Origin of the sequence: Nocardioides caldifontis, assembly GCF_008087345.1 — a bacterium.
Classification (GTDB): Bacteria; Actinomycetota; Actinomycetes; order Propionibacteriales; family Nocardioidaceae; genus Marmoricola_A; species Marmoricola_A caldifontis.
Genome location: NZ_VHIB01000001.1, coordinates 1117970 through 1143260, shown reverse-complemented (window position 1 = coordinate 1143260; position 25291 = coordinate 1117970). Strand labels below are relative to the sequence as shown.

The window sequence follows — 25291 nt, the reverse complement described above, 5'->3', positions numbered from 1 at the left end:
GCGCGCGAGGTGTCGAACCGCCCCTCGTGGCGCGCGTGAAGCGTGTCGAACCGCCCTTCGTGGCTGGCGTCAGGACGTGCCGCGGACCCGCAGCTCGGGGGTGAGGATCGCGTGCGGGTGCTCGATGTTGCGCATCGCGAGCCGGTCCTCGAGGAGCCGCACCACCTGCACCGCCACCTCCTCGAGGGGCTGGCGCACGGAGGTCAGCCCGGGCAGGACGACCTGGGCGGCGGGCGAGTCGTCGAACCCGACCACGGCGAGGTCGTCGGGGCCGGGACGGCGGCCCCGCTCGGCGATCGCCTGGAGCACCCCCATGGCAACGGTGTCGCTCACGCACACGAAGGCGGTGGGCTGCTCACCGTCCTGGTCGAGGAGGGCGTGCGCCGCGCGGCGTCCGTACTCGATCGTGTCCTCGCCCCGGGCGCTGAGCCGGCTCGTCGAGAGCCCCCGCTCGTGCATCCGGTCGACCCAGCCGCTGCGCCGGTCCTCGCCGATCGTCGAGCTCTTCTGCCAGCCGACCCAGGCGATGCGCTGGTGGCCCCGGTCGACGAGGTGGTCGACGGCGAGCATCACGCCGGCCCGGCCGTCGACGTCGACCCACGGGTGGGTGGCGTCGGGCTCGGTCCAGGGGCGGCCGAACGCGACGAACGGAACCTGCCGCTCCGCCAGCCAGGCCGCCTGCGGGTTGCCGCGGTAGGTGTCGGTCACCACGAACGCATCCACCGACGCCGACCTGAGCAGCTCGTCGTAGCCGTCCAGCGGGTCGTTGACGTCCTCGGCGGTGAACAGCAGGACGTGGAGCCCGGCGCCCCTGCACGACTCCGCGAGCGAGTGGAGGAACCGGTCCATCAGCCCGCTGACGGTGCCCTCGGTCGTGGGGTCGAGCCGCAGGCCGACGAGCTGCGAGCTGCGCGTGCGGAGGTTCCGAGCGGCCCGGTTGGGGGTGTAGCCGAGCCGCTCGATCGCCTGCTGGACCCGCTCCAGGGTGTCCGGGCGCAGGAGCTCGGGGCTGTTGAGCGCGTTGGACACGGTCTGCCGGGAGACGCCGGCAGCGGCCGCGACGGTGGCCAGCGTGGCCACCGGTCGGTGTCGTGCCGGCATCTGTGTCCTTCGTCGCGCTCCTTGCTCCCGGACCGGGGCGCTCTGGATCGTTCCAACTCCGGGGGTGTCATGGTCGCTCCCGCGACCAGGCCCCGTCAACCGAGCCGCTCCGGCCCGTCCGCACGGTTTCGTCGGTGGGGTGCCCTACGGTCCGGTCCATGAGTCGAACGACGTCGAAGAGCCGCTCGGGCTACGTCTGCGGGGAGTGCGGCTGGCAGACCGCGAAGTGGGTCGGCCGGTGCGGGGAGTGCCAGGCCTGGGGCAGCCTCGCCGAGGCGAAGGTCGCGCCCGCGCGGGTCGGCCGGGCCGCGGCGTCACCGGTGACCGCGCCGGCGCTCCCGATCGGCCAGGTCCCCATCGAGGAGTCCCGCTCGGTCACCTCCGGCGTCGACGAGCTCGACCGCGTGCTCGGCGGCGGCCTGGTGCCCGGTGCCGTCGTGCTGCTGGCCGGGGAGCCGGGCGTCGGCAAGTCCACGCTGCTGCTCGAGGTCGCCGCCCAGACCGCCCGCACCGGCCGCCGCGCCCTCTACGTCTCCGGGGAGGAGTCCGCCGCCCAGGTCCGGCTCCGTGCCGACCGGTGCCGCGGCGTCCACCACGAGCTCTACCTCGCCGCCGAGACCGACCTCGGGGCCCTGCTGACCCACGTCCAGGAGCTCTCCCCCGACCTGCTCGTCGTCGACTCCGTGCAGACCATCGGCGCCGAGGGGATCGACGGGGCGCCGGGCGGCGTCACGCAGGTCAAGGAGGTCACGGCCGCGCTCGTCCGGCAGGCGAAGACCCGCGGGATGGCCACCGTGGTGGTGGGCCACGTGACCAAGGAGGGCAGCATCGCCGGCCCCCGGGTGCTCGAGCACCTCGTCGACGTCGTCCTCCACTTCGAGGGCGAGCGGGCGACGCGGCTGCGGATGGTCCGCGCGATCAAGAACCGGTTCGGCCCGGTCGACGAGGTCGGCTGCTTCGACCTGTCCAGCGACGGGATCACCGCCGTGACCGACCCCTCGGGGCTCTTCGTCTCCCGTCACCACGAGGCGGTGCCGGGAACGGCGGTCACGGTCACCCTCCAGGGGCGCCGGCCGATGCTCGCCGAGATCCAGGCGCTGGTCACCGCCTCGGCGCTCGAGCGGCCGCGGCGCACCACCTCCGGGCTCGACCCGTCGCGGACCGCGATGATCATGGCGGTGCTCGAGGCGCGCGCCCGGGTCAAGATGCACACCTCCGACGTGTTCGTCTCCACGGTGGGCGGCGCACGGGTGCAGGAGCCCGCCGGCGACCTGGCGACCGCCCTCGCCATCGCGTCGGCCGCCCAGGGGATGGTGGTCCCCTCGGAGGTCGTCGCCGTCGGCGAGGTGGGGCTGGCCGGCGAGCTGCGCCGGGTGCCCGAGCTGAAACGACGGCTCGCCGAGGCCCGCCGCATCGGGTTCACCTTCGCGATCGTGCCGGCCGAGAGCGGTGGCGGGGGTTCGACGCGGGTCGACGGCATGGAGGTCTTCGCCGCACCCGACCTGCGCACCGCGCTGCGGGTCCTCGACCTGTCGTTCACCAGGCGCACCCGCTGACCGCCGGGGGCTGCACCGCCTAGACTTCGAGCAGCCCACGACCACCAGCGACCCAGGAGACGCGTGGCCGCCAACGACCGCACCGCTGAGGCCATCCGGCTGCGGAACACGCTCGCCGGCGTCGCCCCCGGCACCGCCCTGCGCGACGGGCTCGAGCGGATCCTGCGTGGCCGCACGGGTGCGCTCATCGTGCTCGGCACCGACAAGACCGTCGAGGCGATCTCCTCCGGCGGGTTCACCCTCGACATCCCGTTCTCCGCGACCGGGCTCCGCGAGCTGGCGAAGATGGACGGCGCGATCATCCTCGACCGCGACGCCCAGCGGATCCTCCGGGCGGCCGTGCACCTCATGCCCGACCAGTCGATCCACTCCGAGGAGACCGGCACCCGCCACCGCACCGCCGACCGCGTCGCGCGGATGACCGACTTCCCCGTGATCTCGGTGTCGCAGTCGATGCAGATCATCGCGCTGTACGTCGGGGGCACCCGCTACGTCCTCGAGGACACCGGGTCCATCCTGTCCCGCGCCAACCAGGCCCTCGCCACGCTCGAGCGCTACAAGATGCGGCTCGACGAGGTGTCGAGCACCCTGTCCGCGCTCGAGATCGAGGACCTCGTCACCAACCGCGACGTCGCGGTCGTCGCCCAGCGGCTCGAGATGGTCACTCGGATCGCCCGCGAGATCGAGGACTACGTGCTCGAGCTCGGCACCGACGGGCGGCTGCTCTCGCTTCAGCTCGAGGAGCTCGTCACCGGGGTCGACCTCGACCGCGAGCTGGTGGTCCGCGACTACCTTCCCGTCGGCAAGCGGGCCCGCACCTCCCAGGAGGTGCTCGGCGCGCTGGAGGGGCTCAACGCCGGCGAGCTGGTCGACGTCAACGCGGTCGCCCGCGCCCTCGGGCTGGGGACCAACGAGCACCTCGACAATCCCGCGGCGCCCCGTGGCTACCGGCTCCTCGCCCGGGTCCCCCGCCTCCCCGCGACCGTGGTGGAGCGGCTCGTCGACCACTTCGGCGGGCTGCAGAAGCTGCTCGCGGCGAGCATCGACGACCTCCAGGCCGTCGACGGCGTCGGCGAGCTCCGGGCCCGCAGCGTCCGCGAGGGGCTCTCGCGGCTGGCCGAGTCGAGCATCCTCGAGCGCTACGTCTGAGGGTTCCGCCCGCTCAGCGGTCGCGGCCCCGCTGGTCCTGCGTGCGCGGCCCCTCCGACTCGCCCTCGGACTCGCTTTCGAGGTCGTCCTCAGGGTCCGGCTTCTCCTCGACGACCTTGCGGGTCATCTCGAACTCCACCTCGACCGGGGTCACCGCCCCCCGGGCGACCGCCGTGGCGACGTACTGACCGGGCCACACCCAGTCCGTCGCCTCCGAGCAGTCGCGGTCGGACTGCTTGCCGTTCCACGCGATCTCGACCTCGGCGGCCAGCTCACGCCGGACCACCACCTCCTCGGTGGGGATCGCGGACGGGCAGTCCTGGCTCGACCAGAGCGGGCCCTTCTCGTCGCTGATCACCAGGAACACCGAGTCGGGGGTGACGTCCCAGGTGCAGGCCTCGGACTCCACGGTGGTCAGCTGCAGCACCACCTCCGGGCGTCCGACGTACGGCTCGACGACGTCGGGGGTGACCACCACGTCGCTGTCCAGGCAAGGGCCCGACGGCTTGGCGAGGGCGTCCTTCTTCTCCCGACGCTCCTTGCGCCGCTCCTCGCGGCGCTCGCGGCGCGCCTCCCGGTCGTCACCGTCCGGGGTCGGCGTCGCCTCCGGGCTCTCCGGAGCCTCGCGCTCGGCCGCCACCTGGCTGGCCGCGCCACGCGTGGTGCCGCCCTCGTCCCCGCCGCCGACGAGCCGGGCCACGCCCCAGACGAGCGCGAGCAGGACGAGCAGCACCAGCAGCACGAAGAGCCGCCGCACCCAGTAGACCCGAGGAGGCAGTGGCCCACGAGGACGGGTCACGGCGCTCATGCCCGAACCGTAACCGTCGCCGCGCGCCCGTTCGGGGTGCCACACCGCGCCTCGGGTGTGACGCGCGCGGGCTAGGGTGAGCGGGCCCATGACGACCACCTGCGACACCGCGACCAACCCCGGCGGGGTCCTGCACGAGCCCGTGCTGGAGTGGTACGCCGAGCACGCGCGCGACCTGCCCTGGCGCGCGCCCGACGCGACACCGTGGGGCGTCATGGTCTCGGAGTTCATGCTCCAGCAGACCCCGGTCAGCCGGGTGCTCCCGGTGTGGGAGCGGTGGATGGAGGAGTGGCCGACCCCTGCCGCCCTCGCCGCCGAGGAGCCCGGTGAGGCGGTCCGCGCCTGGGGCCGGCTCGGCTACCCCCGACGGGCGCTGCGGCTGCACGCGGCGGCCCGGTCGATCGTGGAGCACCACGGGGGCGAGGTCCCCTCCGAGCGCGACGAGCTCGCGGCGCTGCCCGGGGTCGGCGAGTACACCGCCGCCGCGATCGCGACCTTCGCCCACGGCCGCCGCCACGCGGTCCTCGACACGAACGTGCGCCGGGTCCTCGCCCGCATCGAGGGCGGCACCGCCGCACCCGGCGCCTCGCTGACCGTCGCCGAGCGCCGGCGCGCCGAGCAGCTGCTCCCCCAGGAGCCCGCCGTCGCCGCGGTCTGGTCGGTCGCGGTCATGGAGCTCGGCGCGCTCGTGTGCCGCGCGGTCACCCCGCTGTGCGAGCGGTGCCCGGTCGCGGAGCGGTGCCGCTGGCGCGCCGCCGGCCACCCGGCGTACGACGGACCGGCCCGCCGGGTCCAGACGTACGCCGGCACCGACCGCCAGTGCCGGGGGCGGCTCCTCGAGGTGCTCCGCACGTCAGAGGGGCCGGTCCACCGCAGCAACCTCGAGCGGGTCTGGGACGCTGTGGAGCAGCGCGAGCGGTGTCTCACCTCGCTGGTCGACGACGGGTTGGCCGTCCAGGTGGGCCCCTCGACCTACCGGCTGCCGTGAGCGGGCAGCACCAGCACGACGAGGCGGCGGGCCGCCGGGAGGGAGGACCGATGGCGCTGGTGTGGCTGCTGCTGGTCGCCGCGATCGTGGTCGAGGTCTTCGCGACCGCGACGCTCCCGCGCACGGACGGGTTCAGCCATCCCGGGTGGACGGCCGTCGTGCTCGCCGGCTACGCGCTCTCGATCTGGCTGCTGTCGCTGGTGGTGCGGGAGATCCCGGTGTCGATCACCTACGCGATCTGGTCCGGGCTCGGCACCGCCGGCATCGCGGTCATCGGCGTGCTGGTCCTCGACGAGCCGCTCAACGCGCTGAAGGCTGCGGCGCTGCTGATGGTGATCGCCGGGGTCGTGATCCTCAACCTGCAGGGCAGCCACTAGCCGGAAAAGCGAGCACCCCCGCCCGCGCACTGCGCGGACGGGGGTGGTTGCTCGCTGGTGTCACTCGCCGTCAGCGGGACCCACCTCGGCGGGCTCGACCTCGTCGATGGTCTCCATCGGAGGCATGTCGGCGATGTCGGTGATCGACGAGCGCGGCCGACCGGTGAAGGTGAAGGTCGCGGACGGACCCTCGCCCTCGACGTCGACGTGGACGACCTGACCGGCGCTCACCTCGCCGTACAGCATCTTCTCGGCGAGCGCGTCCTCGATCTCCCGCTGCACCGTCCGGCGCAGCGGCCGGGCGCCGAGGACGGGGTCGAAGCCCCGGACCGCCAGCAGGTCCTTCGCGGCCTGGGACAGCTCGATCGACATGTCACGGTCACGCAGCCGCTTGTCGACGCCGGCGACCATCATGTCGACCATCGCCACGATCTGCTCCTTGCTCAGCGGCGGGAACACGACGATCTCGTCAACACGGTTGAGGAACTCGGGCCGGAAGTGCTGCTTGAGCTCCTCCGAGACCTTCGCCTTCATCCGCTCGTAGCTGCCCTGGGTGTCCCCCGTCTGCTGGAAGCCGAGGTTGACGCCCTTCGAGATGTCCCGGGTGCCGAGGTTGGTCGTCATGATGATGACGGTGTTCTTGAAGTCGACGACCCGGCCCTGGGAATCGGTCAACCGGCCTTCCTCCAGGATCTGGAGGAGCGAGTTGAAGATGTCCGGGTGGGCCTTCTCGACCTCGTCGAACAGGACGACCGAGAACGGCTTGCGGCGCACCTTCTCCGTGAGCTGGCCGCCCTCCTCGTACCCGACGTAGCCGGGGGGCGAGCCGAACAGCCGCGACACGGTGTGCTTCTCGGAGAACTCCGACATGTCGAGCTGGATCAGCGCGTCCTCGTCGCCGAAGAGGAACTCCGCGAGCGTCTTGGAGAGCCACGTCTTACCGACACCGGACGGGCCGGCGAAGATGAACGAGCCACCGGGACGCTTCGGGTCCTTCAGCCCCGCCCGGGTGCGGCGGATCGCCCGGCTGAGCGCCTTGACGGCCTCCTCCTGGCCGATGACCCGCTTGTGGAGCTCGTCCTCCATCTTGAGCAGCCGGGTCGACTCCTCCTCGGAGAGCTTCACGATCGGGATGCCGGTGGCGACCGCGAGGACCTCGGCGATGAGCTCCTCGTCGACCTCCGCCACGACGTCCATGTCGCCGGCGCGCCACTGCTTCTCGCGCTCGCTCTTGGCCAGGATCAGCTTCTTCTCCTCGTCGCGCAGGGACGCGGCGAGCTCGAAGTCCTGGCTGTCGATCGCGCTCTCCTTGCGGCGGCGCACGTCGGCGATCTTGTCGTCGAACTCGCGCAGGTCCGGCGGCGCGGTCATCCGGCGGATCCGGAGCCGCGAGCCGGCCTCGTCGATGAGGTCGATCGCCTTGTCGGGCAGGAACCGGTCGGAGACGTAGCGGTCGGCCAACGTCGCGGCCGAGACCAGCGCCTCGTCGGTGATCGTCACCCGGTGGTGCGCCTCGTAGCGGTCGCGCAGCCCCTTGAGGATCTCGATCGTGTGCGCGATCGAGGGCTCCTGCACCTGGATCGGCTGGAACCGCCGCTCGAGGGCGGCGTCCTTCTCGAGGTGCTTGCGGTACTCGTCGAGCGTGGTCGCACCGATGGTCTGCAGCTCACCACGGGCGAGCATCGGCTTGAGGATGCTCGCGGCGTCGATCGCGCCCTCGGCGGCACCCGCACCGACGAGCGTGTGCAGCTCGTCGATGAACAGGATGATGTCGCCACGGGTCTTGATCTCCTTGAGGACCTTCTTCAGCCGCTCCTCGAAGTCACCGCGGTAGCGGGAACCGGCGACCAGCGCGCCGAGGTCGAGGCTGTAGATCTGCTTGTCCTTCAGCGTCTCGGGGACGTCGCCGCGGACGATCGCCTGCGCGAGCCCCTCGACGCAGGCGGTCTTGCCGACGCCGGGCTCCCCGATCAGCACCGGGTTGTTCTTGGTGCGGCGGGACAGCACCTGCATGACCCGCTCGATCTCCTTCTCGCGCCCGATGACCGGGTCGAGCTTCGCCTCGCGGGCCGCCTGGGTGTAGTTGCGGCCGAACTGGTCGAGCACCAGCGAGCTCGAGGGCGTGCCCTCGGGCGCGGTGCCGGCGCTGGCCGTCTCCTTGCCCTGGAACCCGGACAGCAGCTGGATGACCTGCTGACGGACGCGGTTGAGGTCCGCGCCCAGCTTCACGAGGACCTGGGCGGCGACGCCCTCGCCCTCGCGGATCAGCCCGAGCAGGATGTGCTCGGTGCCGATGTAGTTGTGACCGAGCTGCAGCGCCTCACGCAGCGACAGCTCGAGGACCTTCTTGGCACGCGGCGTGAACGGGATGTGCCCCGACGGGGCCTGCTGCCCCTGGCCGATAATCTCCTCGACCTGGGCACGCACCGCCTCCAGGGAGATCCCGAGGCTCTCGAGCGCCTTCGCAGCCACTCCCTCGCCCTCGTGGATCAGGCCCAGCAGGATGTGCTCGGTGCCGATGTAGTTGTGGCTGAGCATGCGCGCTTCTTCCTGCGCCAGCACCACCACACGACGGGCTCGATCAGTGAACCGCTCGAACATGTCTTCGCTCTCCTCAGCCCTTCGGACTCCCCGCGCGGCCTGCACGGAGGACGTCGTCCTCAGACTCTAGTCCGCGGTACCTACCCCGCGAGCCCGGTTCCACCCTGGGCCCGGGACGACAAGGAGTACAACGGGGCGCTCCGAGCGGGTGTTCCCCCTGCCGGTTCGCTGCGAGCGAACACCGGCGCCACCGTCGTACGGCGGTGCGGGGCTGCGCCTCAGTGTGCGGCGTCGTACGCCTCACGCACCTCGGCGGAGACCCGGCCGCGGTCGGGGACCTCCCAGCCGTTCTCGCGGGCCCAGGCGCGGATGTCCGCGGCCGACGCGCCGGTCTTCGAAGCGGCGGAGGACGCGGAGCCGTTGGACCGGCTGCCGCCACCGCTGCGCCGCCGACCGCCCGAGCGCCGGGCGTGACCGACGTAGGGGGCGAGGACGTCGCGGAACTTGTCGGCGTTCTCGGCCGAGAGGTCGATCTCGTACTGCACCCCGTCGAGGCCGAAGGTGACCGTCTCGGCGGCCTCGCTCCCGTCGATGTCGTCGACGAGAACCACATTCACGCGCTGCGCCATTGAAGAATGCTCCGTAATAAGGGTCGCGGATTCCATCTGGGCCCCCGGAATCAAATCGAGAATAACCCCTGACCGTGACCATTCGCCAACCGGGACGCCTTCTCGCGGGCAAAGCTTTGTTTCGCCTTCACGCATTCCCACTATTGACCGGCACTGGCCATAATGGGTCCCGACGGGGGCCGTGTTTGGAGTAGATCCAGAATGGAGATCATCCGACCATGACTTCCTACGCCATTCCCGGACTGTCCGAGAAGGACTGCCAGACCCTCGCGTCGCTGCTCCAGGAGCGGCTCAGCGCCTACAACGACCTCCACCTCACGCTGAAGCACGTGCACTGGAACGTCGTGGGCCCCAACTTCATCGGCGTCCACGAGATGATCGACCCGCAGGTCGAGGTCGTGCGCGGCTATGCCGACGACGTCGCGGAGCGCATCGCCGCCCTCGGCGCCTCCCCCAAGGGCACACCGGGCGCGATCGTCGCCGACCGCACCTGGGACGACTACTCGCTCGGCCGCGACACCGTCCCGGCGCACCTCGCGGCGCTCGACCAGGTCTACAACGGTGTCATCGAGGACCTGCGCAAGGCGATCGAGCGCGCCGGCGAGATCGACCCGGTCACCGAGGACCTCTTGATCAGCCAGGCCGGAGAGCTCGAGAAGTTCCAGTGGTTCGTGCGCGCGCACCTCGAGAACTCGGGCGGCGAGCTGGCCAGCGCCGGTGCCACCAACGAGAAGGAGGCCGCGGACTCCGCCCGCGACCTCTGACCCCTCCCCCGCCTTGTCTTCGCCTCTACACCCCGCAACCCCGCCGAGTCGTCGCATCTTCACCGTGAAGATGCGACGACTCGGCGTTTCCCGCCCGGCAGAGGGGGCCGAGCCGGCGCGATCCGCTGCGGTACGACGCCGAGCCGGCGCGAACGTCCTCAGCGCCTCTCGAGCGCGGACTCCTTGTGGGCCGCCGTCTCCCCGCTCTTGTCGGACTTCACCAGGTAGTAGGGCTCGTCCTTCGAGGCGTTGAACTTCTGCCCCTTGAACTGGAACTCCGAGGTCTTCTTCTCCTCGACCAGGCCGTGGGTGGAACCCTGCGAGGTGTTCCAGCTGACCTTGTCACCCTTGCTGAACGTCATGGCGCCACCGTTCCCCGGGAACGACCCCTTACGCGCGGCAGGAAACGCCGGCTCGGCGCCGATCCCGCGTGAAGATGCGACGGCTCGGCGTCGATTTCGCGTGAAGTTGCGACGGCTCGGCGCGAATTCGGGGTGAAGACGCGACGGGTCGGCTACTCGGGGCGCAGGAGGGGGAACAGGATCGTCTCGCGGATCCCGGCGCCGGTCAGCAGCATCACCAGCCGGTCGACGCCGAGCCCCATCCCGCCGGCGGGCGGCATGCCGTGCTCCATCGCCCGCAGGAACGCCTCGTCGAGCTCCATCGCCTCGGGGTCGCCCTTGGCGGCGAGCAGCGACTGTTCGACGAGCCGGTCGCGCTGGATGACGGGGTCGTTGAGCTCGGTGTACGCCGGGGCGAGCTCGACGCCGTTGATGATCAGGTCGAACGCCTCGACGAGCCCCGCCTTCGAGCGGTGCGGCTTGGCCAGCGGCCGGACGGCCTCGGGGTAGTCCTCGACGAAGGTCGGCTGGACCAGGGTGTCCTCGACCAGCTGCTCGTAGAGCTCGAGCAGCACCTCGCCGGCGTTCCACTGCGGCTGGAGCTCGACCTCCCGCGCGTCGGCGAGCTTCACCAGCTCGTCGAGGGGGGTCTCCATCGACACCGGGGTGCCGACCGCCTCGGAGACCAGGTCGAGGAGGCTCGCGGAGCGCCACGGCTGCTCGAGGTCGATCTCCTCGCCGTTGCGGCCGGTGACCACGGTCCGCCCGACGGCGCGAGCGGCGTCGACGACGAGCGCGCGGACCAGCTCCTTCATCGTCTCGAGGTCGCCGAACGCCTCGTAGGCCTCCAGCATCGAGAACTCCGCGGCGTGGGTGGAGTCGAGCCCCTCGTTGCGGAAGGTGCGGCCGATCTCGTAGACCTTGTCGACCCCGCCGATCATCGCCTTCTTCAGGTCGAGCTCGAGGGCGATGCGCAGCAGCATCGGCTGGTCGAAGGCGTTGAGGTGGGTGCGGAACGGCCGCGCGGCGGCACCGCCGTTGGTGAGCTGGAGGATCGGCGTCTCCACCTCGACGTACCCGCGTTCGTCGAGGGTGCGGCGCAGCGACTTGAGCACCGCCGCCTTGGTGCGCACCATCCGGCGCGACTCGGGGTTGACGATCATGTCGAGGTACCGCTGGCGGACCCGGGCCTCCGGCGACAGCGGCTTGTGCTCGGTCGGCAGCGGGCGCAGCGCCTTCGCGGCCATCTCCCATGCGGTCGCCTGGACCGACAGCTCGCCGCGGCGGCTGGTGATCACCTCGCCGGTGACGCTGATGTAGTCACCGATGTCGACGAGGTGCTTGTACTCGTCGAGCGCCTCCTCACCGAGGTCGGCCAGCGACAGCATCGCCTGCAGCTCGGTGCCGTCGCCCTCGCGGAGCCGGACGAAGCAGAGCTTGCCGGTGTTGCGGGTGTGGATCACACGGCCGACGACGGAGACGACGTCGCCGGTGCGGGTGTCGGGCTCGAGCCCTTGCGGGTCGTACGTCGCCCGGACCTCGGCCAGCGTGTGGGTGCGCGGCACCGCGGCGGGGTACGCCGCCCGACCGGAACCGAGGAGCCGCTCCCGCTTCTCCCGGCGGACCCTCATCTGCTCCGGGAGGTCGTCCTCCGGGGCGGGGGTGGTGCGGGGTCCGTGCGGGTCGGTCATGGGCCCCAGCCTAGGTGCGGCCGGGGCGGCTCAGCCCAGCGGGACCGACCAGTCGACGACGGTGCCAGTGGGCAGGTTGTCGCGCCAGGTGAAGGTGCCGCCGAACCGCTCGGCGCGGCGGCGCATGTTGGCCAGCCCGCTGCTCCGGCTGCTCCCCTGCATGCCGCGGCCGTCGTCGGCGACCCGCAGCAGGACCTGCCCGTCGCTGACGGCGAGGGTGACCTGCACCGAGCTCGCCTGGGCGTGCTTGGCCACGTTGCTCAGCGACTCGTTGAGCACCGCGAGCAGCTCCTCGACCACCTCCGGCGGGGTGTCGTCGAGCGACCCGGTGGAGATGTAGCTCGGCTGGAAGCCGAGGATCCGCGCGGCGTTGACGAGGATCCGGTCGATCCGCTCCGGCGCGTGGCCCGGGTAGGTGAGCTCGCGCAGGCTGTGGATCGACCGGCGCAGCTCGCGGATCGCCTCGTCGACCCCTTCGGCCGCGGTCATCACCCGGCTCCACGCCTCCTCGGAGCCCGGCCCCTGGCGCCCCGCCGCGGCGAGGTCGAGCCCGGCCGCGAAGAGCCGCTGGATGACGAGGTCGTGGAGGTCGGCGGCGATCCGCTGCCGCTCCTCGAGCAGCGCGAGCTGGCGCACGCTGTCCTGCAGCGCCTGCTCGGTGCGCACCCGGTCGGTGATGTCGCTGGAGAGCACGAAGAACCCGGCCGGCAGCCCGTCGACGGTGTTCGGCACGTAGGAGGACTGCACGTAGCGCTCCTCGCCCGTGCTGTCGGTCATCCGCCGCTCGAAGGTCTGCGGCTCACCGGCGAGCGCGGCCTCGATGTAGCCGTGGTTGCGTGCGTAGAGCTCCGGTCCCAGCACCTCCGAGACGTGGCGGCCGACCAGCGTCTCCGCCTCCAGCCCGAAGAACCGCAGGAACGCCGCGTTGGCGTAGCGGTTGCGCGCCTCGTGGTCCCAGAAGGTCACCAGCCCCGGCAGGTTGTCGAGGATCTGCACCAGGTCGGAGAGCCCCGGAGGGAGCTCGTCCGCGGCGAACCGCCCCGCGTGGCTCCTCACCGGCTTCTCCTCCAGCTGCCCCATCTCGGTCCGTCCTTCCCCCGCACGCCGTGCACCCTGCGGCGCACCAGCGCTCCCGTGGCGCCGTCGGAGCGCCGGGGGACATCGTGACCCATGAAGCGGCGTCCCGTCGCCTTTCTTCCGTACGACGGGGGCAACCACGGGCAAGAACGTCCTGTTCCTCCCCAAATGCCCCTCAGGTGTTCCGGGCGAACACGATCTCGAGCCCGCGCAGCGTTAGCCACGGCTGGTGGTCGGTGACCGTCCGACACTCCTGGACGACGACCGGGGCGAGCCCGCCGGTGGCGATCACGTTGACCTCGCCGGGCCGGAGCCCGAGCGCCTCGGTCATCCGGGCGACCATCCCGTCGACCTGGCTGGCGCACCCGTGGAGGACCCCGCTCTGCACCGCCTCGACGGTGTTCTTGGCGATCACCGACCGCGGCCGCACGAGCTCGACCTTGCGGAGCTGGGCCCCGCGCCGCCCGAGCGCCTCGAGGGAGATCTCCACGCCGGGTGCGATCGCCCCGCCGACGTACTCCCCGCGGGGCGAGACCACGTCGAAGGTGGTGGCGGTCCCGAAGTCGACGACGATCGACGGCCCCTCGTAGAGCTGCGCCGCCGCCAGTGCGTTGACGATCCGGTCGGAGCCGACCTCGCGCGGGTTGTCCATCAGCACCGGGACTCCGGTGCGGACCCCGGGCTCGACGACGACGTGCGGCACGTCGGGGTGGTAGTCGGCCATCATCTGGCGCCACTCGTGGAGCACCGCCGGGACCGTGCTGCAGACCGCGACGCCGCGCGGGGCGCCCTCGAAGGACGACGAGGCGAGCAGCGCCCGCAGCAGCACCCCCCACTCGTCGGCGGTCCGGCGCTCGTCGGTGGCGACCCGCCAGTGGTGGTCGACCTCGCCGTGGTCCACCAGCCCGATCGTCGTGTGGCTGTTGCCGATGTCGGCGGCGAGCAGCGGTGCCGCCGCCCCGGTCCGCGCGGCCACGTCAGCCGCCCCGCAGGTCCATCGCCACGTCGAGCACCGGCGCGGAGTGGGTGAGCGCCCCGACGGCGAGGTAGTCGACGCCGGTCTCCGCCACCTCCCGCGCCCGCTCGACGGTGAGCCCGCCGGAGGCCTCGAGCCGGGCCCGACCGGCCGCCACCGAGACCGCCTCGGCCATCTGCTCGGTGGTCATGTTGTCCAGCAGGATCTCGTCGCAGCCGGCGTCGAGCAGCTCGCGCAGCTGGTCGAGCGTGGTCACCTCCACCTGGACGGGGAGGCCGGGGTAGGCCGCCCGCACCGCCTGGTACGCCGGCACGACCCCGCCCGCCGCGAGCACGTGGTTGTCCTTGACCAGGGCCTGGTCGGAGAGCGAGGTGCGGTGGTTGGTCCCGCCGCCGCACCTGACGGCGTACTTCGCGAGCAGCCGGTAGCCGGGAACCGTCTTGCGCGTGTCGCGGAGCCGGGCGCCGGTGCCCTCGACGGCGGCCACCCAGCGCGCCGTGGTGGTGGCGATCCCGGACAGGTGGCAGAGGTAGTTCAGCGCGGTCCGCTCGGCGGTCAGCAGCAGCCGGGTCGGCCCCTCGACGGTCAGCAGCACGTCGCCGCGGCGGACCCGGTCGCCGTCGGTCGCCTTGCGGTCGACCCGCACCGACCGCCCGACGACGTAGCGGAGCACCAGCTCGGCGACCGCGATCCCGGCGACGACCCCGTTGGCGCGGGCGGTGAGGTCGCCGGTCGCGGTCGCGTCCGCGGGAACCGTCGCCGCGCTCGTGACGTCCTCGCCGGGCACGTCCTCGGCGAGCGCGCGCACGACGTGGTCGTAGAGGTCGTGCGGGTCGAGGCCGCACCCCTCCAGCTCGGTGACGAGGCTGCCGGGCAGCTCGTCGTACGCCGTCCGCGCGATGCTCACGGTGCTGGTCAGGGGGCTGGTCAGGGGGCTGGTCAGGGGGCTGGTCAGGGGGCTGGTCACGGGGCCTCCTCGGTCGGGGTGGTCGGTGGGTAGGCGGGCCCGGAGGGGTGGAACTCGACCACCAGCCCGTCCTCCAGCCGTACGTCGACGTGGCCGGCCCACCGGGCGTCGTCGGTGTCCGGGTGGTCCTCGCGCCAGTGTGACCCGCGGGTCTCGGTCCTCAGCCGCGCCGCCTCGACGAGCGCCGAGCCCAGCGTGAGGAGGTTGGTGGCCTGCCACGCCTCGGTGCCCGGGTGGGGGCCGGGCTTGTCGAGCAGCGCCGCGAGCTGGTCGCCGGCGACGGCGAGCCCGGAGTCGGACCGGAGCACACCGGCGTTCTCGGTCATCGTCGCCTGCAGGTGCTGGAACACCCCCGGGTCGGCGAGCCCCTGCGGGCGCGTGTCCGGTGCGGGCTCCTGCTGCGGGGGCAACCCCTCGGACTCCAGGAACGACGCGATGCGGCGGGAGAAGACCAGCCCCTCGAGGAGCGAGTTGGAGGCGAGCCGGTTGGCACCGTGCACCCCCGAGCAGGCGACCTCGCCGGTGGCGAAGAGCCCGGGGACCGACGAGCGGCCGTGCAGGTCGACGGCGACGCCACCGGACGCGTAGTGGCAGGCCGGCGCCACCGGGACCAGGTCGGTGACCGGGTCGATGCCGTTCGCGCGGCAGCTGGCCAGCACCGTGGGGAACCGGCGGGCCCACTTCTCCTCGCCGAAGCCGCGGGCGTCGAGCCAGACGTGCGGGGCGCCGGTCGCGCGCATCCGTCGCATCGTCGCCTTCGCCACCACGTCGCGCGGGGCGAGGTCGGCCAGCGGGTGCACCTCGGTCATGAACCGCTCGCCGTGCTCGTCGACGAGGAAGGCCCCCTCCCCGCGGACCGCCTCGGAGATCAGCGGCTGCTGCCCCCGCGACTCCGGCCCGAGCCACATCACGGTCGGGTGGAACTGCACGAACTCGAGGTCGCGGAGGACCGCACCCGCGCGCAGCGCCAGCGCCATCCCGTCGCCGGTGGCGACCGCGGGGTTGGTGGTGGAGGAGAACAGCTGGCCGAGCCCGCCGCTGGCGAGCACCACCGCCCGGCAGAGCACCGCGCCGACGCCGTCGTGCTGCCCCTCGCCCATGACGTGCAGGGTCACGCCGGCGACCCCGCCGTCGACGCCGGGCACGAGGTCGACGGCGACCGCGTGCGGGACGACCTCGATCGCCGGTGCGGCCGCGACGGCGGCGACCAGCGCGCGCTGGATCTCCGCACCGGTCGCGTCGCCGCCGGCGTGCGCGATGCGGTCGCGGAGGTGGCCGCCCTCCCTGGTGAGCTGGAGCTCGCCCGCGGCGGTCTGGTCGAACTGGGTGCCGAGCGAGATCAGCTCGTGCACCGCGGCCGGCCCCTCGGTGACCAGGACCCGCACCGCCTCGGGGTCGCAGACGCCGGCCCCGGCCACGAGGGTGTCGTGGAGGTGCTGCTCGGGGGTGTCCCCCGGACCGAGGGCGGCGGCGATCCCGCCCTGCGCCCACTGGGTCGAGCCGGCCGAGAGGTGGTCCTTGGTGACGACCATGACGGTGCCCAGCCCGGCGGCGTGGATCCGCAGGGCGGCGGTGAGCCCGGCGATCCCGGAGCCCACGACCACCACGTCGGCGTACGCCGTCCAGCCGGGGGCCGGAGCGGCGAGCCGGGCGGGGATCGGGGTCACGCGCGGAGGCTATCGGGCTGCGAGGTCGCCGCGGGACAGCGAGGCGGCGTCCGGGACCTCGGCCGGGACTTCCGCCGGGTCGGCCCCGGTCGCGACGACCCGGTTGTCGGCGTCGACGAAGACGACGTGCGGCCGGTGCGCGATGGCCTCGTCGGTGGTCATCTGCGCGTAGCCGATGAGGATGACGAGGTCGCCCGGGTGCACCAGGTGCGCGGCGGCACCGTTGATGCCGATGACGCCCGAGCCCCGCGGGCCGGCGATGGTGTAGGTCTCGAGCCGAGCACCGTTGGTGACGTCGACGATGTGCACCAGCTCGCCGGGGAGCAGGTCGGCGGCCTCCAGGAGCTCCTCGTCGACGGTGACCGAGCCGACGTAGTGCAGGTCGGCCTGCGTGACGGTGGCGCGGTGGATCTTGCTCTTCATCATCGTGCGGAGCATCAGCTCTCCCCGGTTGCTGCGGCCGCCCCGAGCTCGACGGCCACGTTGTCGAGCAGCCTGGTCGAGCCCACCCGGGCGGCGACGAGCAGCCGTGCCTCGCCCTCCGCCGGGGGTGGGCCGAGGTCGGGGTCGGTGAGCACGAGGTAGTCGAGCTCGACCCCGGACGCCGCGTCGATGACCGCCCGCGCGGCCCTCAGGACCTCGTCGGCGCCGGAGGGTGCCGTAGCGGCCCCGGTCCGGAGCGCAGCCGAGAGCGCGAGCGCGTCCCGGCGTTCCTCGGCGGTGAGGTACCGGTTGCGGCTCGACAGCGCGAGCCCGTCCTGCTCGCGGACGGTCTGGCCGCCCACGACCTCGACGCCCATGCAGAGGTCGGCCACCATGCGGCGGACCAGCACGAGCTGCTGGTAGTCCTTCTGCCCGAGCACCGTCACGTCGGGGCGCACCAGCCCGAGCAGCTTCGCCACCACGGTGAGCACGCCGCGGAAGTGGGTGGGCCGCGCGGCTCCCTCGAGCACGGTGCCGAGCTCGCCCGGCTCGACGGTGACCTGCGGGTCCCCGCCGGGGTAGACCTCGTCGACCGACGGCGCGAACACCACGTCGACCCCTTCGGCGGCGCACACCTCCAGGTCCGCCTCCAGCGTCCGCGGGTAGCGGTCGAGGTCCTCGCCCGCACCGAACTGCAACGGGTTGACGAAGATCGACGCGACCACGGCGTCGCCCGTCCCGCTGCTGCGCCGGGCCTCGGCGAGCAGCGACGCGTGTCCGTCGTGGAGGGCACCCATCGTCGGGACGAGCGTGACCCGTCCCCCGCCGGTCCGGACCCCGGCCAGGGCCTCCTCCAGCTCGGAACGGGTGCGTGCGACGACCGGGCTCATCGCCGGCGCGGCCCGCTCACGCGGCGACCCGCTCCAGGGCGTCGTTCAGGATCCCGACGAGCTTGGCGGCGCGGATCGGCAGCAGCCGGCCGTCGAGGACGGCGGTGTTCGCGGTGGCCCGGGCGAGCGCGACGTACGACGGGAGGGTGTCCGGACGGGTCTGGAGGATCCCCTCGAGGTGCGCCCGTACCGTCTCGACGTCGCCGCGGACGATCGGCCCGGTGAGCGCGGCGTCGCCCATGGTGAGCGCGTTGTCGAGGGCCGCGGTGAGCAGCGGCCGGAGGGTTGCGGCGGGGTCGCTCGCGCCGGACTCGCGGACCAGCTCCATCGCCTGGCTGACCAGCGTGACCAGGTGGTTCGCGCCGTGGGCGAGCCCGGCGTGGTAGACGGTCCGCTTGTCCTCGGGGACCCACACGAGCCGGCCGCGGAGGTCGGCGACCAGGCGCTCGACGGTGGCCACGCTGACCGGGGACTCGGCGGTCACGCCGAACGCGCACCCCGCGAGCCGGGGCAGGTCGAGCGCCGTGCCGGTGAAGGTCATCGCCGGGTGCAGCGCCATCACGTGGGCGCCGCGGGCGGCCGCGGGAGCGAGGACCGCGAGGCCGTGCCGCCCGGAGGTGTGTGCGACGAGCTGGCCGGGGCGGATCGCGCCGGCCGCGGCGAGCTGGGTCACCACGTTGCTCAGCATGTCGTCGGGCACCGTGAGCAGCAGCAGCTCCGCGCGGCGGCTGACCGCCGTCGGCTTGAGCAGCGGCACGCCTGGGAGGAGCGTCGCGGCGCGGGTGCGGGAGGCGTCGGACTCACCGGCTGCGGCGACCACCTCGTGGCCTGCCGCGCGGAGCCCTGCCGAGAGGACGGCACCGACCCGGCCGGCGCCGACAACCCCGATGCGGGTCATGGCGATCTGCCTTTCGTTCCAGTCCCGCGAGCGGGTACCGGACGGTTGACTGACCTCTCCAGAGTAGGTCGGTGCCGGGAGCCACGTCAGCGGGATGTGCAGGTGGGCTCCGTCACAGGCCGTGGGGGTGTCGACCGCCGTACGGTGGGCCGGTGGCCTCCCCTCTCGGCATGCCAGCCGTGCCGCCCCGCACACCGGACCCGCCGTGGCGGACGGCGTGGGACTCGGCGCTCTACGGACCGGACGGCTTCTACCGCCACCACGCCCCGGCCGACCACTTCCGCACTTCCGTTCACGGCTCCGACCTGCTGGCCGAGGCGCTGCTCGGGCTCGCCCGGCACCACGGGCTGACCCGCGTCGTCGACGTGGGCGCGGGACGGGGCGAGCTCCTCCTCGGGCTGCACCGGCTCGACCCGACGCTCGACCTCCTGGCCGTCGAGGTCGCGCCCCTCCCGCCCGGGCTGCCGGACGCCGTCGGATGGTCCGCCGCCCTGCCCGAGCGGATCGACGGGCTGGTGGTCGCCCACGAGTGGCTCGACAACATCCCCTGCCACGTGGTCGAGGTCGACGGTGCCGGGCGGCCGCGGATGGTGCACGTCGACCCTGCGACCGGCCGGGAGTCCCTCGGGCTGGCCGTGGACGATCCCGGCGTCCCGGCCTCCGTCGGCGGCTGGCTGGACCGGTGGTGGTCGCTGGCCGGGCGTGAACCTGGCGCGCGTGCCGAGGTGGGGAGCAGCCGCGACCAGGGGTGGGCCGGGGTCGTCGCCAGGCTCGGCCGCGGGGTGGCGGTCGCGGTCGACTACGGCCACACCCGTGAGCAGCGGCCGCCGTACGGCGCGCTGCGCGGCTACGCCGACGGCCGCGAGGTCGACCCGGTGCCGGACGGCTCCCGCGACGTGACCGCGGCCGTGGCGGTGGACAGCGTCGCCGCGGCCGTCGGCGGCCGGGTGCTGCGCCAGCGTGAGGCCCTGGCTGCGCTGGGGCTCTCGGCCGAGCGGCCGCCGCTCTCCCTCGCCACCACCGACCCCGGGGAGTACGCCGCACGGCTGGCCCGGGCTTCCCGGGTGGCCGACCTCACCGCGGCCGGGGGGCTCGGCACCTTCTACTGGGTGGTCTCCGGGGTCGGCGGCGTCGACCCCTGGCCCGCCGGCTGACCGAGCGCGTCGGCCCCGGCGCGCCGTGCGACCCGACCGGCCACCAGCAGCGCCTCGGTGAACGCCCGCGCGTCGACGGGGTCGACGTGCCGCGCCCGCACGTGCACCGGCCCGGGCGGACTGTCGACGTGGACGTCGGCGAGGCGGAGCCACCGCTGCAGCGGTCCCTGTGTCACGCGCACCGACTGCACCCGGGCGTGGGGGACGACGTCGACCCGGCGCACCCAGAACCCGCGGCGGCTGACGACCAGCTGCTCGTCGGTGCCCGCCGCGAGCGTCCAGGCCGTGAACGGCGCGAGCCACCGGGCCCGTGCGGGCGGCGGCGCGAGCCTCACATGGCGGGCGTCGCGGCCCCGCAGCACGTGGGCGGCGAGCGCGAGCACCTCGTCCTTCGGTGCGACCGGCATCAAGGTCGACGACGCCTGCGCGGAGTCCCCCTCGCCGGTGCGGTAGCCGGCGACCGAGACGTCGAGCCGAGCCCAGCCGAACGGCCGCCACAGCACGGGCTCGAGCACCGCGACCCCCTGGACGCGGGCCGGCGCGATCGTCTGGCTGGACAGCGCGGTCAGGCCGCGGCGGACGTGGAGCCCCTCCACCGACTCCGAGAGCCGGAAGCCGTAGTAGCCGGTGAACTTGCGGCCCAGCGCGACCGCGAGCGCCAGCAGGGCCGGCACGATGCCGCCGACCGCGGCGAACGAGCCGAGGGCGACGAACGAGACCGCGAGCCCGATCGCTGCGCCGGCCACCCAGAGCATCTCGCTGGAGAGCGCCAGGCTGGCGACCAGCAGCCCGGGGTCGAGCCTGCCCAGCGGCCGCTCCCCGTGAGCCCGGTCGGCCCGGCCGGAGAGGGGCGGCGCGTCGGCCCGGGGCCAGGTCACGGACTGGGGTGCCGGGGCTCCCTTGAGCTCGTCACGCCGCTCGAGGAGCAGGGCCCGCAGCTCCAGCGCCTCACGGTGCGGCAGGAACGCCAGCGACCCTTCGCGGTCGCCGCCGGCCACGTCGAGCTTCAGCTCCGCGAGCCCGAAGAAGCGGGCCACCAGCGGCTGCACGATGTCGATGCCCTGAAGCCGGTCGATCCGGATCCGGCGGGACTGGCGCGAGACCACGCCGGTGTCGATGCGGAGCTCGTCGTCGCGGATCCAGTACTTGGTGCGCAGCCAGGAGGCGACCCCGTAGACCGCACCCGCGGCCAGCAGCCCCAGCAGCGCGAGCGCGACGAAGCCGAGCCGTCCCTCGGTGAGTATCTGCTGCCAGGAGCCACCGAGCACGGCGAGGAGGACGATCGGGGCCCGGACGACCGGGGTGAGCGGCGAGAGCCGGCGGTACTCAGGCGCCTCCGGACCGGGAGGAGCGCCGTGAGCCGTGCCCGGACCCGGGTCCTCGACAGGAGCGGGGTGCTGCTCCGGGAACGGGTCGGTCACAGCCCCGCCGCTTGCGACTCGCCGAGGGCGGTCAGCCGGTCGCGCAGCCGGGCCGCCTCGTCCGCCGGGAGGCCGGGGATGACCGCGGTCGTGCCGGGGCTCGCGGTGTGCAGGTGCACCTTCGCGATCCCCACGAGCTGGTCGAGCGGCCCGGCCGCCACGTCGACGTACTGCATGCGCCCGTAGGGCACCACGACCAGCCGGCGGAAGACCGCACCCCGCACGATGAGGAGCTCCTCGTGCTCCTCGGCGTAGCCCCACCGCGCGACGTTGCGCCCGATCCCCCACCACGCGGACGCGGTGGCGGCGGCCACCAGCAGCAACGCGAGCACGAGGACCCAGGCCGGCGGGAGGAGGCCGGCGACCGCCAGGACCACGACCGCGGCCACCACGGCGACCGCGACCCAGCCGAGCAGGAGCCAGCGGCGGAGGGCCGCGAGGCGGGGCGAGACGCGGTGCCACGCACCGGTCGGGGAGCGGAAGAGGTCGTCCATCACCGTCGAGCCTAGGAGGCCGTACCGACGACGCGCCCCCGGCACCAGCGGGGCTGTGGGGGATGATCGGCAGGTGACCCCGAGCACCCGCGCGCTGACCGTCGCCGTGGGCCCCGCGGCGGCGGCCCCGTCCGGCGAGGGTGCGCCCGACCTCGTCCTCGACCTCGGCCCGTCCCACCCCTCCACCCACGGCGGGCTGCGGCTCCGGCTCGCGCTCGACGGCGACCGGATCACCGCGTGCGAACCCGAGGTCGGGTTCCTGCACCGGGGTGCGGAGAAGCTGTTCGAGGCCCGCGACTACCGCCAGGTGGTCATGCTCGTGAACCGCCACGACTGGCTCAGCGCCTTCGCCAACGAGCTCGGGGTGGTGCTCGCCGTCGAGCGGATGCTGGGCATCGAGGTCCCGCCGCGGGCGGTGTGGCTGCGCACGGTCCTCGCCGAGCTCAACCGGGTCCTCCACCACCTGCTGTTCCTCGGCACCTACCCGCCGGAGATCGGCGAGGCGCCGCGGTGGGTGCTCCCCGAGCGCGAGGCGCTGCTCGGGCTCATGGAGGAGCTGACCGGGGGCCGGATGCACTTCATGTTCAACCGGGTCGGCGGGGTGAAGGAGGAGCTGCCGGCCGGGTGGCTCCACGGGGTCGGCACCGCGGTCGCCGGGCTCCGTGCGGCCCTCCCCCGGCTCCGGGAGCCGCTCGCCGAGCCGCTGTTCGAGCAGCGGACGAGGGGCGTCGGTGTCCTCACCCGCGAGGCCGCCCTCGACCACGGGGTCAGCGGCCCGGTCGCCCGCGCCTCGGGGCTCGACCTCGACCTGCGCCGCGACGAGCCCTACCTCGGCTACGCCGAGCTCGACGTCGCGGTGCCGATCCGCACCGGCGGCGACGCCTGGTCCCGCTTCGCGGTGCTCGTCGAGGAGGTCGCCGTCTCCCTCGACCTCGTCGAGCAGGGCGTCGACCGGCTCCGCTCGCTGCCCCCCGGCCCGCTCGGCGTCCGGCTGCCGAAGATCGTCAAGGCGCCGGAGGGGGCGACGTACGCCTGGACCGAGAGCCCCGGCGGGCTCAACGGCTACTACCTGGTCTCCCACGGCGAGAAGACGCCGTGGCGGCTCAAGCTCCGCTCCCCCGGGTTCAACAACGCCTCGGCACTCCCGGCGCTGCTCCGCGGCGCGACCGTCGCCGACCTCGTCCCGGTGCTCGGCTCGCTGTTCTTCGTCGTCGGCGACATCGACAAGTAGCGGCACGGAGCCGCCGCCAGGCCGGCAGCGTGGCGGCTTCGCCGACACGCTCGACCCGATGTGGCCCGGCCGGCAGCGTGGCGGCTTCGCCGACACGCTCGACCCGATGTGGCCCGGCCGGCAGCGTGGCGGCTTCGCCGACACGCTCGGCCCGATGTGCCTGTGCGACACTGCGCCGCATGTCCGGAGCACGTAGGAACGTCGCCGTCCTCCTCGCCGGCGGCGTGGGGACCCGAGTCGGGCTGGACCTCCCGAAGCAGCTGGTGAAGATCGCCGGCCGACCGATCATGGAGCACACGCTCGCGACGTTCGACGCGCACCCGGCGATCGACGACGTCGTGGTGCTGATGGCGCCGGGCCACCTCGACGCGGTGCGCGCGATGGTCCGCGACGGCGGCTACGCCAAGGTCCGCCAGGTCCTCGAGGGCGCGGCGACCCGCAGCGAGACCACGATGCGGGCGCTGGACGCGATGGACGCGCTCGGCGAGGGCGACCACAAGGTGCTCCTCCACGACGCGGTGCGGCCGCTGGTGTCCCCGCGGATCATCGACGACTGCGTCGCCGCGCTCGACCGGTACGACGCGGTCGACGTGGCGATCCCGTCCCCGGACACGATCATCGAGGTCACCGAGGAGGACACCATCGCCGCGGTCCCGCGGCGGGCGTCGCTGCGCCGCGGCCAGACGCCGCAGGCGTTCCGCCTCTCCACCATCCGGGAGGCGTACGCGCGGGCGCGGCAGGACCCTGCGTTCGAGGCCACCGACGACTGCACCGTCGTCCTCCGCTACCTCCCCGACGTGCCGATCACGGTGGTGCGCGGCGAGGAGCAGAACATGAAGGTCACCGAGCCGATCGACCTCTACCTCGCCGACAAGCTGTTCCAGCTCACCAGCCGGATCTCCCCCGAGGAGCACGACGAGGAGGGGTACCGCGAGGCGCTGGCCGGCAAGACTCTCGTCGTCTTCGGCGGCAGCTACGGCATCGGCGCCGACATCGCCTCGCTGGCGGCCCGGTTCGGCGCCAACGTCTGCGCGTTCAGCCGCTCGACCACCCGCACCCACGTCGAGCGGCGCGAGGACGTGCGCGCGGCCGCCGAGGCGGTGGTCGCCGAGCACGGCCGCATCGACTACGTCGTCAACACCGCCGGCACCCTGCCGCGGGGGTCGCTGGTCGACGCCTCCGAGGAGACGATCTTCCACGCCACCGAGGTCAATTACGTGGCTCCGGTGCTGATCGCCCAGGAGTTCTTCCCGCACCTCCGCGAGACCCGCGGCAGCCTGCTGCTGTTCACCTCGTCGTCCTACACGCGGGGGCGCAGCGGCTACAGCCTCTACTCCTCGGCGAAGGCCGCGGTGGTGAACCTGACCCAGGCGCTCGCCGACGAGTGGGCCGGCGACGGGGTGCGGGTCAACTGCATCAACCCCGAGCGCACCGGCACCCCGATGCGCACCCGGGCGTTCGGCGAGGAGCCGGCCGGGTCCCTGCTGGAGTCGACGGCGGTGGCCGAGGCGGCGCTGGACACGCTGCTGTCCCCCGGGACCGGCTACGTGGTCGACGTGCGCAAGGTGGACCCGCTGACCGTCGGCAGGGTCGCGCACGCAGCCGCGCCGGAGACCGTCGAGAGCTGGTAGCCGTCCGGCGAGGGCCGGCTCAGGCCTGCTTGCGCTGCTCGGGCACCCAGCGCCGGTTGCCTTGGTCCTCCCAGGCCAGCAGGTCCACGACGGTGTCGACCTGCGCCTGGTCGACCGCCTCGAGCTCGCCGCGGCGGAGCCGCTGCTCGGCGTGCACGGCACGCCGCTCGACGAGCCGGACCACGGCCTCGAGCTCGCGGACCTCGCGCTCGCGGCCGGCGAGGCGCCGCGCGAGCGCGGCCTGCTCGGCGCCGCGCGCCTCCAGCAGCGAGGTGTACGCACGGGCCTGGCGGGCGCGGTCGCGGGCGTGCTCCTGACGGGTGGTCACCAGCTCGGTGTGGATGATCCGGGCGGCGGCCCACACGAGCAGCAGCCCGACCACGACGGCGATCCGCAACGGCCCCGGCTCGGGGAGCGGGAGGGTGGCGACCAGCCCGCCGCTGGCCAGCACGAGCAGCGTGGCGGCCACGGTGACCCGGGCCGAGCGCTGACGGCGGCGAGCGGGGGTGCGCATGGG

Annotated in this window: 24 protein-coding genes; 8 read left to right on the top strand and 16 right to left on the bottom strand. The window is 73.4% G+C overall.

Annotated features, from left to right (window positions below):
* Positions 1-69: 69 nt before the first annotated feature.
* Positions 70-1101, bottom strand: coding sequence for a LacI family DNA-binding transcriptional regulator (locus FIP57_RS13630; RefSeq protein WP_148573983.1), 1032 nt, complete (start codon positions 1099-1101; stop codon positions 70-72).
* A gap of 158 nt (positions 1102-1259) precedes the next feature.
* Here FIP57_RS13630 and radA point away from each other — a divergent pair, with 158 nt between their 5' ends.
* Positions 1260-2657, top strand: coding sequence for a DNA repair protein RadA (gene radA, locus FIP57_RS13625; protein ID WP_148573982.1), 1398 nt, complete (start codon positions 1260-1262; stop codon positions 2655-2657).
* A 63-nt stretch (positions 2658-2720) separates the two neighbouring features.
* Positions 2721-3806 (top strand): DNA integrity scanning diadenylate cyclase DisA, encoded by a 1086-nt coding sequence (gene disA, locus FIP57_RS13620; protein ID WP_148573981.1) that lies wholly within the window; start codon positions 2721-2723, stop codon positions 3804-3806.
* A 13-nt stretch (positions 3807-3819) separates the two neighbouring features.
* Here disA and FIP57_RS13615 read toward each other — a convergent pair whose 3' ends face one another.
* Positions 3820-4614, bottom strand: a complete 795-nt coding sequence (locus tag FIP57_RS13615; RefSeq protein ID WP_148573980.1) for a hypothetical protein — start codon at positions 4612-4614, stop codon at positions 3820-3822.
* An 88-nt stretch (positions 4615-4702) separates the two neighbouring features.
* Between FIP57_RS13615 and FIP57_RS13610 the strand changes: the two genes are divergently transcribed.
* Positions 4703-5602 carry an HhH-GPD family protein gene (locus tag FIP57_RS13610; protein WP_148573979.1) on the top strand — a complete coding sequence of 300 codons (900 nt, stop codon included), beginning with the start codon at positions 4703-4705 and terminating at the stop codon, positions 5600-5602.
* Complete coding sequence (locus FIP57_RS13605) at positions 5599-5979, top strand: DMT family transporter (RefSeq protein ID WP_238993446.1); 381 nt, start codon at positions 5599-5601, stop codon at positions 5977-5979. Before FIP57_RS13610 ends, FIP57_RS13605 begins: the two co-directional genes overlap by 4 nt.
* Positions 5980-6039: 60 nt before the next feature.
* Here FIP57_RS13605 and FIP57_RS13600 read toward each other — a convergent pair whose 3' ends face one another.
* Complete coding sequence (locus FIP57_RS13600; protein ID WP_148573978.1) at positions 6040-8580, bottom strand: ATP-dependent Clp protease ATP-binding subunit; 2541 nt, start codon at positions 8578-8580, stop codon at positions 6040-6042.
* A gap of 218 nt (positions 8581-8798) precedes the next feature.
* Positions 8799-9149, bottom strand: a complete 351-nt coding sequence (locus FIP57_RS13595; protein ID WP_148573977.1) for a histone-like nucleoid-structuring protein Lsr2 — start codon at positions 9147-9149, stop codon at positions 8799-8801.
* A 218-nt stretch (positions 9150-9367) separates the two neighbouring features.
* Between FIP57_RS13595 and FIP57_RS13590 the strand changes: the two genes are divergently transcribed.
* Positions 9368-9913 (top strand): Dps family protein, encoded by a 546-nt coding sequence (locus FIP57_RS13590; protein WP_148573976.1) that lies wholly within the window; start codon positions 9368-9370, stop codon positions 9911-9913.
* Between the two features lie 158 nt (positions 9914-10071).
* On the opposite strand, the gene FIP57_RS13585 is transcribed toward FIP57_RS13590, so the two are convergent.
* The 9 genes from FIP57_RS13585 to FIP57_RS13545 all read right to left on the bottom strand — a co-directional run bounded on the left by FIP57_RS13585 (position 10072) and on the right by FIP57_RS13545 (position 18843).
* Positions 10072-10275, bottom strand: coding sequence for a hypervirulence associated TUDOR domain-containing protein (locus FIP57_RS13585; protein ID WP_148573975.1), 204 nt, complete (start codon positions 10273-10275; stop codon positions 10072-10074).
* 152 nt (positions 10276-10427) lie between these two features.
* Positions 10428-11945, bottom strand: coding sequence for a lysine--tRNA ligase (gene lysS, locus FIP57_RS13580; RefSeq protein ID WP_148573974.1), 1518 nt, complete (start codon positions 11943-11945; stop codon positions 10428-10430).
* 30 nt (positions 11946-11975) lie between these two features.
* Positions 11976-13025: a sensor histidine kinase gene (locus FIP57_RS13575; protein ID WP_148573973.1), complete on the bottom strand. Its 1050-nt coding sequence runs from the start codon at positions 13023-13025 to the stop codon at positions 11976-11978.
* Positions 13026-13197: 172 nt separating this feature from the next.
* Positions 13198-13998 carry a type III pantothenate kinase gene (locus FIP57_RS13570; RefSeq protein WP_238993445.1) on the bottom strand — a complete coding sequence of 267 codons (801 nt, stop codon included), beginning with the start codon at positions 13996-13998 and terminating at the stop codon, positions 13198-13200.
* 1 nt (position 13999) lies between these two features.
* Entirely contained in the window at positions 14000-14875 is an 876-nt protein-coding gene (gene nadC / locus FIP57_RS13565) for a carboxylating nicotinate-nucleotide diphosphorylase (protein ID WP_420846694.1), read from the bottom strand.
* A gap of 86 nt (positions 14876-14961) precedes the next feature.
* Complete coding sequence (locus FIP57_RS13560) at positions 14962-16632, bottom strand: L-aspartate oxidase (protein WP_148573972.1); 1671 nt, start codon at positions 16630-16632, stop codon at positions 14962-14964.
* A gap of 9 nt (positions 16633-16641) precedes the next feature.
* Positions 16642-17070, bottom strand: coding sequence for an aspartate 1-decarboxylase (panD, locus tag FIP57_RS13555; protein ID WP_148573971.1), 429 nt, complete (start codon positions 17068-17070; stop codon positions 16642-16644).
* Positions 17070-17945: a pantoate--beta-alanine ligase gene (gene panC, locus FIP57_RS13550; protein WP_148573970.1), complete on the bottom strand. Its 876-nt coding sequence runs from the start codon at positions 17943-17945 to the stop codon at positions 17070-17072. Before panC ends, panD begins: the two co-directional genes overlap by 1 nt.
* Before the next feature lie 16 nt (positions 17946-17961).
* Positions 17962-18843: a Rossmann-like and DUF2520 domain-containing protein gene (locus FIP57_RS13545; RefSeq protein WP_148573969.1), complete on the bottom strand. Its 882-nt coding sequence runs from the start codon at positions 18841-18843 to the stop codon at positions 17962-17964.
* Between the two features lie 152 nt (positions 18844-18995).
* Between FIP57_RS13545 and FIP57_RS13540 the strand changes: the two genes are divergently transcribed.
* Complete coding sequence (locus tag FIP57_RS13540) at positions 18996-19997, top strand: SAM-dependent methyltransferase (RefSeq protein ID WP_238993444.1); 1002 nt, start codon at positions 18996-18998, stop codon at positions 19995-19997.
* Here the strand turns inward: FIP57_RS13540 and FIP57_RS13535 are convergent.
* Together FIP57_RS13535 and FIP57_RS13530 are read right to left on the bottom strand one after the other, a co-directional pair.
* Positions 19946-21418 carry a PH domain-containing protein gene (locus FIP57_RS13535; protein ID WP_148573968.1) on the bottom strand — a complete coding sequence of 491 codons (1473 nt, stop codon included), beginning with the start codon at positions 21416-21418 and terminating at the stop codon, positions 19946-19948. The genes FIP57_RS13540 and FIP57_RS13535 overlap by 52 nt on opposite strands.
* Positions 21415-21912, bottom strand: a complete 498-nt coding sequence (locus FIP57_RS13530; protein WP_148573967.1) for a PH domain-containing protein — start codon at positions 21910-21912, stop codon at positions 21415-21417. The genes FIP57_RS13535 and FIP57_RS13530 overlap by 4 nt, the downstream gene beginning before the upstream one ends.
* A 73-nt stretch (positions 21913-21985) precedes the next feature.
* On the opposite strand from FIP57_RS13530, the gene FIP57_RS13525 reads away from it, so the two are divergent.
* Positions 21986-23143, top strand: coding sequence for an NADH-quinone oxidoreductase subunit D (locus tag FIP57_RS13525; RefSeq protein WP_238993443.1), 1158 nt, complete (start codon positions 21986-21988; stop codon positions 23141-23143).
* Positions 23144-23322: 179 nt separating this feature from the next.
* On the top strand, positions 23323-24774 hold the full coding sequence (locus FIP57_RS13520; protein WP_148573966.1) for a bifunctional cytidylyltransferase/SDR family oxidoreductase: 1452 nt from the start codon (positions 23323-23325) through the stop codon (positions 24772-24774).
* 19 nt (positions 24775-24793) lie between these two features.
* On the opposite strand, the gene FIP57_RS13515 is transcribed toward FIP57_RS13520, so the two are convergent.
* Positions 24794-25288, bottom strand: coding sequence for a hypothetical protein (locus tag FIP57_RS13515; RefSeq protein ID WP_148573965.1), 495 nt, complete (start codon positions 25286-25288; stop codon positions 24794-24796).
* Between the last annotated feature and the right edge of the window lie 3 nt (positions 25289-25291).